The following is a 12,383-nucleotide window of genomic DNA, read 5'->3' on the forward strand; positions in this document are numbered from 1 at the left end:
AGGTAGGCTCCGGTGGCATTTGTGAGGTTTCTCAGGAGGTCCGCCTGTGCGAGCGATCAAGCGCGGTGAGCGTGGCCCTGCCGTCACCGAGATCCGGCAGATTCTGGTCACCCTCGGCCTGATGCAGCCCGCCCCGGACTCGGCCGAGGCCGACCACTTCAACGACGCCACGGAACGGGCCGTGCGCGCCTTCCAGCAGAGCCGAGGGCTGTCCGTCGACGGCGAGGTGGGCGCGGAGACCTGGCGCGCCCTGGACGCCGCCAGATGGACGCTGGGCGCCCGCACGCTGTATTACAGCGTCTCCAATCCGCTGCGCGGCGACGACGTGCGCCAGCTGCAGGAGCGGCTGCTGGAGATGGGGTACGACGCCGGGCGCACCGACGGCACGTACGGTGCCCGTACCGCCAAGGCGCTGTCGGCGTTCCAGCGCGAGATGGGCCTGGTGCCCGACGGCTCCTGCGGCCCGCAGACCCTGCACATGCTGCGCCGGCTCGGACGCAAGGTGACCGGCGGTTCGCCGCTGAAACTGCGTGAGGAGTCGCTGTTCCGCGCCTCCGGGCCGAGCCTGGTCGGTCGCCAGATCGTGGTCGACCCGGGGCACGGCGGTTCCGACCCGGGGGTGGTCGTCCCCGACGGGCCGCTGCGCTGGACCGAGGCCGACCTCGCGTACGACCTCGCCACGCGGCTGGAAGGCCGCCTGGCCGCCGCCGGGATGCGGGTGCACCTGACCCGCGGGCCGCTGCCGATCGAGGCGCCCAGCGACGCGGACCGGGCGCAGCTGGCCAACGATCTGAGTGCCGACCTGCTGATCTCGCTGCACATCGACGGCCACCACAACCCGGAGGCCGACGGCGTCGCCACGTACCACTACGGCACCGAGAACGGTGTCACCTCGACGATGGGGGAGCGGCTGGCCGGGCTGGTGCAGCGCGAGATCGTGGCCCGCACCGGCCTGCGCAACTGCCACACTCACGCGAAGACGTGGGAGCTGCTGCGCTACACCCGCATGCCCGCGGTACGCGTCGACGTCGGCTACCTGACCTCGCCGAAGGATCGCGCCCAGCTCACCGACCCGATGTTCCGCGAGCGGGTGGTCGAGGCGATCGTGGCCGCGGTGCAGCGCATGTACTACCCGGCCGAGATCGACGTGAAGACCGGCACCATCGACGTCAGCCAGCTTCGCCTGGCCTTGGGGGAACTGAGCAAGTGACCGACCCCGGCCCCTCGCCGGTCTTCTACGCGGAGCGCATGTTCCACGAGGCCGTGCTGTCCCTGCGCAACGGCGACGAACGCAACTACCGCCGAGTGCGCGGCCAGATCCTGACCTCCACCCTCGGCGAGCAGGTGATCGACGCCGCCATGCCGGTGCTGCTGGAGAAGGGCGCGCTGCGCGCCTGGGAGGCCAACTGGCAGCCCGCCGAACTCGCCCGTGCCGTGCGGCGGACCTTCGACGCGACGGCCGCCTCGCTCACGGTCGACGCGATGGCGAGCCTGATCCGGGGCTTTACCCCCGACCAGATCGACCCGCGTTGGCAGAGCCAACTCGACGAGATCGGCGCGGCGGTCTGGTGGAGCGATGGCCTCTCCTATGCCCGCGAGGCCGGCGCCCAGCATCGGCTGGACCGAGGCGATCTAGTGGACTATGTCGTTAGGTTGCTGGAGCTCTTCCTGCGCCTGCCCCAGATGGAGTTGGTCGTCCCGGCTCCGGGCGTCTCGGTGATGCCGCGCCAGCTCCGGCGCCGCGTACCACCGGCCGACGGGCCGGAGCGGCAGCTCGACCGGATCCGGGCGCTGCTGGCCAAGGCCGAGTCGACCACGTACCCGGACGAGGCCGAGGCGTTCACCGCCAAGGCGCAGGAGCTGATGGCCCGGCACAGCATCGACGCCGCGCGGCTGTCCGCCGCCGGGGGCGGTGCCGACGCCCCGGCCGTGCTGCGGATCCCGATCGACAACCCGTACGAGCTGCCCAAGTGCCTGCTGCTGCAGGCCGTCGCCGAGGCCAACCGCTGCCACGCCGTGTTCATGAAGGAGTGGGGCCTGAGCACCGTGGTCGGCTTCGAGGCCGACCTGGAGTCGGTGGAGCTGCTGTTCACGTCGCTGCTCGTGCAGGCGACCCGCGCGATGACCGGGACGGGCCCGCGCGCCGACCGCTACGGCCGCAACAACATCCGCTCGTTCCGCCAGTCCTTCCTCACGGCGTACGCGCAGCGCATCGGCGAACGACTGGCCGAGGCAACCGACCAGGTCGACGCCGAGATGGTCGCCGGAACGGACCTGGTGCCGGTGCTGGCGGCGCGAGCGGAGGCGGTGGACGCGGCGTTCGAGGCGCTGTTCCCCACCCGCATCGGGCGCAGCGCGTCGGTCAGCAACCGCGAGGGCTGGCACGCCGGGCTGGCCGCCGCCGACCGGGCCGAACTGACGATGCGCGAGCGGCTGCCGAACTAGTTGGTGGTGCCCCGCACGGCGGGGCGGACGCCGGGGCGCAGCAGTTCGGGGCTCATCGAGCCGAGCAGCTTCTCCAGCGCGTACTCGACATCGGACTTCCACGACAAGGCTGTGCGCAGCTCCATCCGCAACCTCGGGTAGCGGGGGTGCGGCCGCACCGTCTTGAAGCCCACGGCCAGGAAGAAGTCGGCCGGAGCCAGGCAGCTGGTCTGCCTGGTCTCGTCCTCGTCGCGCTCGCCGAACTTGGCGTCCCCGAACGCCTCGATCGCCTTGACGCCGCGCTTGGTCAGGTCGCGGGCGATCGACTGGATCAGCACCCGGCCCAGCCCGCCCCCGGCGAACGCCGCGACCACGTGCGCGGTCATCAGCTGGACCGCGTCGGGGGAGACCGGCGAGGTGGGGAAGGCGCTGCCGCGCGGCACGTACATCGGCGGGGCGTAGAGGACGAACCCGGCGGGCATGCCGTCGACATAGGCGATCTTGCCGCAGGAGCCCCACTCCAGCAGGGTCTGCGAGACCCACGCCTCCTTCTCCAGGCCCGGATCACCGGCGGCGCAGGCACGCTCGGCCGACACCGGATCGAGCTCCCAGTACACGCAGCTGCGGCACCCCTTGGGCAGGTCTTCCAGGGTGTCAAGTGTCAGATTGACCACTCTGCGTGACATGAGCAGCTCCGGCTCCGTAGCGGCAACGCCGCAGACCGACACGAGTCGACCGCTGTAACGGGTCAACTCATAGACTTTACGCCCGACTTCTGCCCGACTGCACCCTATCCCGGCGGTTGGATTCGACCGAATGTCGGTTCAAGACCGACTTCACCGAGCGTACGATTCGAAGACTGACTTTGCGGAACGCCGATCCTACCGGGGTTCCACGGCACTGGGAGGGATCGTGGCGGAGACGGGCACCACGCTCGACGACTACACCGACCGATACGCGCAGCGCATCTCGGGGATGACCGCATCGGAGATCCGAGCTCTCTTCGCCGTGGCGAACCGCCCGGAAGTGGTGTCACTCGCCGGGGGTATGCCGTACATCTCCGCGCTGCCGCTCGACGCCGTCGGTGAGGTCATCGGCGAGCTCGTCGCCCGTTCGGGTGCCACCGCCCTGCAGTACGGACTCGGCCAGGGCATGCCGGAGCTGCGCGAGCAGATCTGCGCCCTGATGGCCGACGTCGGCATCGACGCCTCGGTCGGCGCGTCCCCGGAGGACGTCGTCGTCACCATCGGCGGCCAGCAGGCCCTTGACCTGATCGCCCGCCTCTTCCTCGACCCGGGCGACGTCATCCTCGCCGAGGGCCCGACCTACGTGGGCGCGCTGGGCGTGTTCCAGGCCGCGCAGGCCGAGGTCGTGCACGTGCCGATGGACCACGACGGGCTCATCCCGGCGGCGCTGGAGACCGCGATCGAGGAGCAGCGCAGGCTCGGCCGGCGGGTCAAGTTCCTCTACACCATTCCGACGTACCAGAACCCGGCCGGCGTCACCCTGTCGGAGGAGCGGCGCGAGCAGGTGCTCGACATCTGCGAGCGGGCCGGACTGCTGGTGATCGAGGACGACCCATACGGCCGCCTCGGGTTCGAGGGCGAGGCCCCGCGCCCGCTGCGCGCCCGCCGCCGCGACGGCGTCTTCTACCTGAGCACCTTCTCCAAGACCTTCGCGCCGGGCCTGCGGGTCGGCTGGATCCTGGCCCCGCACGCGGTGCGGGACAAGCTGGTGATCACCACCGAGGCGAACATCCTGTGCCCCAGCAACTTCGCCCAGTCCGTGGTCAGCACCTACCTGTCCACCATGCCCTGGCGCCAGCAGCTCAAGACGTACCAGCAGATCTACGCCGAGCGCCGCGACACCATGCTGTCCGCGCTGGCCGACCTGATGCCCGAGGGCACCACCTGGACCCGCCCGGCGGGCGGCCTGTTCGTGTGGGCGACCCTGCCCGAGGGCCTGGACTCCAAGGCCATGGTGCCGCGGGCCATCGCGGCCCGGGTCGCGTACGTGCCCGGCACCGGCTTCTACGCCGACGGCACCGGTCGCCAGCACCTGCGCCTGAACTTCTCGTTCCCGTCGCCGGAGCGCATCCGTGAGGGCGTGCGCCGCCTGGCCGGCGTCGTCGAGCAGGAGCTGGCGCTGCGCGCCGTCTTCGCCGACGCGGGCTCCCTGGACAGCGCGTCCGGCCCGCAGCGGCCCGGCGCGCACGCACCCGGGCCCGACTTGGCATGATCTGAACCTGTGACCGAGTCCTCTGCCCCGCCCGCAACCGCCGCCGAACTGCGCTGCCTGGTCCTCGCGGGCGGGCTGTCGTACGAGCGTGACGTGTCACTGCGCTCTGGTGCCCGGGTCCTCGACGCGCTGCGCGCCGCCGGGGTCGAAGCGGAACTCGCCGACGCCGACGTGATGCTGCTGCCCACGCTCAAGGCCGACCCGCCGGACGCGGTGTTCATCGCCCTGCACGGCTCCACCGGCGAGGACGGCTCCCTGCGCGGCGTGCTCGACCTCTGCGGCGTGCCGTACGTCGGCTGCGACGCCAGTTCGTCCCGGCTCGCCTGGGACAAGCCGTCGGCCAAAGCGGTGCTGAGCGAGTCGGGCATCCCCACCCCGGAGTGGGTGGCGCTGCCCCACGACCGTTTCTCGGAGTTGGGCGCGGTCGCCGTGCTGGAACGCATCGTCGACCGACTCGGCCTCCCGCTGATGGTCAAGCCCGCCCAAGGCGGCTCCGGGCTGGGCGCCGCGGTCGTGTCCGACGCGTCGGCGCTGCCCGCGGCGATGGTCGGCTGCTTCGCGTACCACCAGACCGCACTGGTCGAGCGCTACGTCGAGGGGGTCGACGTGGCCGTCTCCGTGCTCGACCTCGGCGAGGGCCCGTTCGCGCTGCCCCCGGTCGAGATCGTCCCCAGCAACGGCGTGTACGACTACGCCGCCCGCTACACCGCCGGACTGACCACCTGGCACACCCCGGCCCGGCTGGCGCCCGAGGTCAGCGCCCACGTGGTCAAGACCGCCCTGGCCGCGCACAACGCGCTCGGCCTGCGTGACCTGTCCCGCGTCGACCTCATCGTCACCCCGGACGGCGACTGCACCGTGCTCGAAGTCAACGTGGCTCCCGGCATGACCGAAACCTCGCTGCTCCCCATGGCGATCCAAGCGGGCGGGCTCGACCTCGGTGAGGTCCTCGCCACCCTCGTCAACCGCGCCGCCCACCGCTGACCCCTCGGTCCCGAGGTAAGAAGGGCACCTTCTTATCGCTTTGCGTAGAAGAAGGTGCCCTCTTAACGTCTCACCATTGCGGCTGGTCGACGGTGGCCAAGGCTCGCAGCGCCTGGGCGGATGAGGAACCGGGCGCGGCCGTGTACACCACCAACCGCTGGTCCCGGTCAGGCACCAGCAGCACCTGGCACTCCAACTCCAGCGGACCGGCGATCGGGTACTCCATCCGCTTGGTCATGGTCCGGTGGCTCTCCACCTCGTGTTCGGACCAGATCTCACCGAACTCAGGGCTGGTGCGCAGCAGTTCATCGACCAGGTCGCGAATGCCTCGGTCACCGGGGTAGCGGGCACGTGCGGCACGCAGGTCGGCGACGGAGAACCTGGCGAACCGTGCTGCCTGCTCGTCCGCCAGGTGGCGGCGCAGGTTCGGCGATCGGAAGGTCCACCGGACCACGTTGCGCCGCCCTGGCGGGATCGCCTTCAGACCGGCGACCGGGCCACCCATGAGCAGTCGAGACGCCATCTCGTTCCACGCCAGGATGTCGTACTTCGCATTCAGCACGTACGCGGGCACCTTGGTCAGCGCGATCAGCAGGTGCCGGATGCCATCCGGCACGTCGCGCGAGGGGCCGTCCTGCTGCTGGGGCAACACGCCCGCGAGCTGGAACAGATGCGCCCGTTCATCGGCGTTCAGGAGCAGCGCCCGCCCCAGCGCCGACAGCACCTGCCAGGACGGATGCGGACCCCTGGCCTGCTCCAGCCGGATGTAGTACTCGATGGAGATACCGGCCAACTGCGCGACCTCCTGACGGCGCAGTCCGGGGGTGCGGCGCGTACCGCTGTCGGACAGGCCGACCTCGGCCGGACGCAGGCGAGCCCGGCGGCTGCGGACGAACTCCGCGAACGCTTCTCTGTTCACGCTCCACAGCCTGCCCGTCCGGCCCTCGCCGTGGGAGGTACCAGCAGTACCACCATCGTCGGTGGCCTCGTCGGCGCCCGCGCCAGCGGGCACGCTGCGGTCATGACAAAGATTGCTCTGGTCACCGGGGCCAACAAGGGGATCGGCTACGAGACGGCCCGCGGTCTCGGCGCTCACGGCTACACCGTCCTGCTCGGCGCGCGTTCTGCTGAGCGAGGGTGGACGGCCGCGGCGGCGCTACGCGAAGAGGGCTACCGGGTCGACTTCATCCGATTGGACGTCACCGACCCTGGTTCGGTCGTCACGGCCGCCACTCGGATCGAAGCCGAGCACGGCCACCTGGACGTGCTCGTGAACAACGCCGGCATCGCTCGCTACGACGGTTCGGCGCTGCCGAGCGAGACGACCCTGGCGACTTTGTGCGAGGTGTACGAGACGAACCTGTTCGGCGTAGTCACCACCAACACGTTGCTGCCACTTCTGCGCCGCGCCGACCGGGCGCGGATCGTCAACGTGTCGAGCGATCTCGGTTCGATAGCCCTCGCACTGGATCCGGGGTCGCCGTACTACCCCCTGGCGTTCCTGGCGTACGCCTCCTCCAAGAATGCGCTGAACATGGCGACCGCCTGTTGGGCCAAGGAACTGCGCGACACCGGCATCACCGTGAACGCGGTGAACCCCGGCCTCACCGCGACCGACCTCAACAACCACAGCGGCCACCGAACGCCCGGGGAGGGTGCCCGCATCGTCATCACCGTGGCGACCCAGGATGCACCGCCCACGGGCGCCTTCCGCCAAGAGGACGGGCCGCTGCCCTGGTGAACCGACGCACGCGGACTCCCGATGAGCTCGACGGCGGACGCGCGTCCGCGATTCGCGACCGAGCCAACAAACGGGAGCGGGTCTGGTTTCACGTGAAACCAGACCCGCTCCCGGTTTTTCATTCGTTCCGTGTGGGTCAGGTTATGACGTTCGTGCCTTGAGGCTCAGGCTTCCCCGAGTTTGGCCGGCGCCTGCCAGTCGATTCGCGGCGGCTGAGCCAGAGGAGTGCCCCCAAACTCGGCGAGCCAGGCGGCGACATGCGCCAGGCTCTCCTTCCACTGATCCTCCGGAATCGGCGGCAGGATGTCGTCCCACAGCGGAAGGAAGGTGCCGCGCAGCTGGAGCTGACCCGTCGGCCGAGCCATGAACCACACGTGCAGATGGGCGGCGCCGTCACCCCAGCGGTAGACGTGGACCCGGGCGACGTTGTCGAGCGAACGCATCGCCCGCTCCAGTCGCACAGTCATCACGCCGAGCTCGGCGGCGAGGAGGTTGGGGAGATCGCCCAGATCGAGGTGCGATCGCGGCTCAAGCATCAGCACCATGGGCAGCCCGGTCGGGCGGTCCATGGTCCGCACCCGCCAGCGTTCGTTCACCCAGATGTAAGCGTCGTCTGGCGCGGCGCAGGCCGTGCAGTCGGCAGAATCTTCACCCTTGCGGGCGGGCTCGTTTTCCACCGGCGGGTCAAGCTGCTTGACCTTGAGATCACCCTCGAAAGGGAACGAGGGCCACGCAGTGAAGCCGGGAAGGGGCATGGGGGTATCGGCCACCTGCAGAATCTAGCCCAGCCCGGCGGTCCTGTCTCCCCCCGGTCGGCGAGTTGTGGACACGCGGTTTCACGTGAAACCACTCTCCACAGGCACCTGTGGATAACGGTGTGGACAGAAGCGATCGCGCCTGTGGAACGAGGAATCGTGACGCCCGCCACGGGACTGCGGTTCGGGCCTCGGAACCGTGATTTGGCGTGCTCATCACGCCGAAACAGCGCTCAAGGGGATGAGAGCGGATGCTGGTTTCACGTGAAACGAGGCCTGTGGATAACCGATGTCCGGTTGTGGAAAGCCGTAGCGGGGAGGTGTGGACAACTCGACAGAGGTTGTGGATCACACTCAGGGGTCCTGACCTGGGAGAAGTCTGATTCGTGTTATTTATATTGATATATGGTCCATGCACACGATCTGAGACTGTGACGCCGTTCGATCGCGGCCGGTCCGCTCGATAGACACTCCTGATCCCACTGGCGTAGCGAACCAGCGAGGCCGGGCATGACCTGCCTTCGTCAGATGACATGTACCGGCCCGGCATGATCAATAACTGGCGGGCAGCACTTGGTCTCTCGGCGGCTCGGAGGCTGGCTGGCCGGTGCGGTCGGCTACGCACAGCTCTGCCATCGCTCAGTCCCAAGGAGGCTCGTGCACTGAGCGGAAGCCATGATCGGCAATCGCTGGGGTTTGACCCGCGATGGGGAGTCGAGCCCACAGGGGCTTGCATCCGGCGTGGGCTATTCGACTCCCGTGGGAAGCGCTACCGGCACTCGAGCACCTGTGGCGGGTCCACGTGTCCGGCTGATGCGGCCGAGAGGCACGGAGGTGCGATCTTGATCGAATGTGGCGGAGACGCACGTCCGGTAGGGCGGCCTCATTCGTCGGCTGACCCGCTTGGCGTCTGGGCAAGCCGCCCGACCGGTATGGATCTCGCACCGCCGCAGCAGCGGACTACGGCAGACAACTGGTCGACACCGTCAGCCGTCGTGGTCCTCGCCTAGCCAGTGTCGTCCACGTTCGGCCGTCTTCCTCAGCCTGGGCGACCTGACCTCCGCCGGACCGCATGTGACTGCTTCGGCCAGTCGGCTGCTCTTGGCGAACCTCGACAGCCAGGTGCCCGGTGTCGTACAGGTCGGAGTGTCATCGCGCAGTCATCAGCTAGTTTGGCCGCGATTCTCGAAGCTTTGCTGGCTCTCAGTCCTGCTGGCTCTCTCAGTCCTGCTGGCTCTCAGTCCTGCTGACGTCCGCCAGGCCCTGCCGGTCAGGTGGCGTGCCATCGGGTGGATGGCGAATGAGATGCTCAACATGCCTCGCCTCCTTCGTCGCCGGCAAGAGCGAGCGAGGTGTCGACTGCGTCAACGACTGTCCAGTTCCACCACGGCGGCACACAGCTCTAGTGATGCACGACGACCGAACAGAAACCCATCACGGCGGTAGCGGCAGGCGCGGTCAGGTCTCGTGGCTTCCAGTTGCCGACGTCTCGTGGTCGGCTGCCGACGTCTCGTGGTCCACGTGCACGGCCATCGCTTGGCTCCCCAGCCGAGGGTCGGAGGGACGGTTCGGCAGATGCTTCGACGGATCACTGGCACCTCCGCCCCTCACAGCAGTTGTCGGAACGCGGGCGGCGTCCTCGGTTCTCCGCTCACCACGTCCTCCACAGATGGTGGCCGGAGCCACCGGCGGCGAACGTGCGTCCGCGCTTGCCAACTCGACTTTGCCTTCCTCGATGCGCCGCCTGGTCCGCACGTCCCACCCCAGCAGCTTCAGCCAGCCGCGCCTGCCGCTGGTGCGGGCGCGTACCGCGGCTCGGTTGCACCGGCCACTCGTGCAGTTGTGCCGCTCCGCCGTGCCGCCTCACCCACCCATGGACACATCCCGGCGGAAGCTGCGGCGCGGCGATGTTTCACGTGAAACATCGTCAGCGGTTCCAGAGCACGCTGGGCTCATTAGGCATGAGCCGCAGGGAGTACGTCAGCCCTTCGCGCTGACTTCGCCAGAGCGGCCGAGGCGGCGGTGTTGAACACGGTGCCACCTCGCTGCCAGCGCTGGGTGTGAGGGCGTTCCAACCCGCGAGGCTCCTTGCTCTGGTGACACCCAGCTGTACCTCAGCTTCAGCCCAACTTCTTCGCTGGTCTTCTCCGCTCGTTGCAGGACGCGCCGACAACGAGCGTGAGGACACATGCCTAAGGCCGTGGACGTCGCACCGTGTCCCCGGGTCATCTCGAATGAAGGCAAGTTCGTTCTGGCTCCCGCCACCGCCTTCCCGAGTCGTGGCGTCTCTGTGTCAGCTGGCCAGGATCCGTCCCCCGGTGACCGTGCTCAGCTCTTCGAGACTGCGCCAGCCGAATGCCTCATTCTTCCCGGCGGCACCGCCACGAAGCTGGCGACTCAGAGTTGCTCAGCGACGAACCTGTCCGAGTGTTGGCCAGCGGTTGAAGCACGTTGGCAGGAGACACCACGAACTCGGCGCGCGTCAACGCGAGGTCTCGGGTTGTTCCGGCGTCGGTGCCAACAGACAGAGCACAGCAGCGTCGAAGCCTGACTTGATGCTGCGCATCGTCGACGCCGATGACCCTCACTTCGATCCGGTGGGGGAGGGGTAGCCGCAACGCACTGGCTCCACGGTCCCAGTCGGTCATCAGCACCCGATGTTCCGTCGTATCCAACCGTCCCATCCGTCCGTCGCTGAGGAGGTGATGGGTCCGTCGCGGGGATTGAGGATGAAGGAGCGTTCGGATCCGATCAGCTGCGGCCATCCGCCATGGGCAACATTCGCTCCGCCGGTCTACTGAGCGAGTGAGGGGCGGCTGATCCTGCCAACTTCGTACCTCACCACCAAGTCGTACCCACCCCAATCGCCAAAGGGAGATAAGAGGAGATGCGGATGCGTAACAGGTCGACGGCACCACTGCTCAGCCGCGGACCCCTCAGCGGCCCTGGGCTGAGTACTCCGGCTCTGGTCGGGAGAGCCGCTCAGCGACAAAGGCACGCCGGTACGTCGGAACGCAGGTTCGCACCTCAGCTGGAAGGGGCGACTTCAGTAGCACGTGCGGCGTGCGCTGGGTGAAGGCAGATGTGCTCGAATGCGTGTACCGCGGCCAGCTGCCCGTGACAGGCCATGGGGTTTTGCCGTCGAGACTGTCACCTCGCCCCGTACGATTACGCGGCTCGTGGCCTGGCATCAGCTGCCGACGGCGGCCTAGGTCCAAACCTCGAATACCGGTGCACCCGCGGCGGCCGGTTGTCTTCCAGGCACCTGACCGTATCGAGGGCCGCGACGACTAGCGCACCAACGGCCGCCGGCAACTGGAAGTGCGTGACCGTGTCAGCAACCGACTTGGTCCATGGCGACCGCAGAGCTGGTTGTCGGAGCGGACTTACCACTGGCGGCCCCGATGGGCACCGTCTGTGGCACCTAGCCACTAGGTCCCACTTCAGCCTCATCAACCTCATTGCCATCTCGATCCGCCCGATCGCCGAACCCGGCCGCACTCGATCATCGTGTTTCACGTGAAACGCAATGATCGGCGGGCGGTCCAAGACCCGTCCCTGTTTCCTCCCAGTGCCCGCCTCCACCGTCGAGCAGCTGTACCCGCAGCCCGATCTGACACGACACCGTCGGGCTGCTCACGTTCCAAGAGGAGTGGAGCAACAGAACCGGCGACGCCAGCGTCTGCATCAGCTGGCTTAGCTTTCCCGCTCGGCCCGATGTCGTGCCGTCAACCCGCCGAGCTCACCACCAGCCGGGGACAACGCACTGGGTTGGCAACGAGGCCGTAGGCCACTCGATCGACAGACCTGACGCCAGCCTGTTCCTACATGCCGGCTCGGCCAGTGGCGGTCGCGAGTGCCAGCGATAGACCGCGAGCAGGAAGGCAGAGCTGACCGGAGAGCACGCAGAAGGCGGCAGTACCAACACCGCGACTCCAGCGTCGAGGTAGGTCTAGTCGCTGAGACCAACCGCCGCCGTTGCCGGAGGCGCCCCTCTCGCTGACGCCATACCCCAACGGAAGCACACAGGGGCCGCTCTTCCGGCCGGCTCTGGTTGGCGTGCCGACACGACAACGGCCGTGGGCGTCGAGATCAGCCTGAGCCCAGACCGCACCGGACAATCTCTGCGACCGATGGCGACATCGTCGTCCGAGTCGGATGCCGGGGGCGACGGTAAGACGGGGAAGCAGGGCTTGCTGTGGCCCGCGGGATGTCGTTGCCGCATGTCGGGTGCCGTATCG

Annotated in this window: 7 protein-coding genes and 1 pseudogene; 5 read left to right on the forward strand and 3 right to left on the reverse strand. The window is 68.5% G+C overall.

The features are described 5' to 3' along the window. Positions 1 to 46: 46 nt before the first annotated feature. Both KUA19_RS18935 and KUA19_RS44580 read left to right on the forward strand, forming a co-directional pair. Complete coding sequence (locus KUA19_RS18935; protein ID WP_217397312.1) at positions 47 to 1,210, forward strand: N-acetylmuramoyl-L-alanine amidase; 1,164 nt, start codon at positions 47 to 49, stop codon at positions 1,208 to 1,210. Beyond that, positions 1,207 to 2,445 (forward strand): DUF2786 domain-containing protein, encoded by a 1,239-nt coding sequence (locus KUA19_RS44580; protein ID WP_217397313.1) that lies wholly within the window; start codon positions 1,207 to 1,209, stop codon positions 2,443 to 2,445. Before KUA19_RS18935 ends, KUA19_RS44580 begins: the two co-directional genes overlap by 4 nt. Here the strand turns inward: KUA19_RS44580 and KUA19_RS18945 are convergent. Then, positions 2,442 to 3,110: a GNAT family N-acetyltransferase gene (locus KUA19_RS18945; RefSeq protein ID WP_217397314.1), complete on the reverse strand. Its 669-nt coding sequence runs from the start codon at positions 3,108 to 3,110 to the stop codon at positions 2,442 to 2,444. The genes KUA19_RS44580 and KUA19_RS18945 overlap by 4 nt on opposite strands. A 289-nt stretch (positions 3,111 to 3,399) precedes the next feature. Here KUA19_RS18945 and KUA19_RS18950 point away from each other — a divergent pair, with 289 nt between their 5' ends. Both KUA19_RS18950 and KUA19_RS18955 read left to right on the forward strand, forming a co-directional pair. After that, positions 3,400 to 4,662 carry an aminotransferase-like domain-containing protein gene (locus KUA19_RS18950; protein WP_254549758.1) on the forward strand — a complete coding sequence of 421 codons (1,263 nt, stop codon included), beginning with the start codon at positions 3,400 to 3,402 and terminating at the stop codon, positions 4,660 to 4,662. A gap of 9 nt (positions 4,663 to 4,671) precedes the next feature. Beyond that, positions 4,672 to 5,646 carry a D-alanine--D-alanine ligase family protein gene (locus KUA19_RS18955; protein ID WP_217397316.1) on the forward strand — a complete coding sequence of 325 codons (975 nt, stop codon included), beginning with the start codon at positions 4,672 to 4,674 and terminating at the stop codon, positions 5,644 to 5,646. A 70-nt stretch (positions 5,647 to 5,716) separates the two neighbouring features. Here the strand turns inward: KUA19_RS18955 and KUA19_RS18960 are convergent, their stop codons facing one another. After that, a complete protein-coding gene (locus tag KUA19_RS18960) occupies positions 5,717 to 6,565 on the reverse strand; it encodes a helix-turn-helix transcriptional regulator (RefSeq protein ID WP_217397317.1) in 849 nt (282 codons plus the stop codon). Between the two features lie 102 nt (positions 6,566 to 6,667). Here KUA19_RS18960 and KUA19_RS18965 point away from each other — a divergent pair, with 102 nt between their 5' ends. Next, the gene (locus tag KUA19_RS18965; RefSeq protein ID WP_217397318.1) at positions 6,668 to 7,387 is read left to right on the forward strand and encodes an SDR family oxidoreductase; all 720 of its coding nucleotides are present in this window, start codon (positions 6,668 to 6,670) and stop codon (positions 7,385 to 7,387) included. Between the two features lie 176 nt (positions 7,388 to 7,563). On the opposite strand, the pseudogene KUA19_RS18970 reads toward KUA19_RS18965, so the two are convergent. Next, positions 7,564 to 8,157, reverse strand: a pseudogene (locus tag KUA19_RS18970) (hypothetical protein); the annotation flags it as partial. Between the last annotated feature and the right edge of the window lie 4,226 nt (positions 8,158 to 12,383).

The sequence above is a fragment of the Catellatospora tritici genome, from assembly GCF_019083965.1.
Taxonomy (GTDB): Bacteria; Actinomycetota; Actinomycetes; order Mycobacteriales; family Micromonosporaceae; genus Catellatospora; species Catellatospora tritici.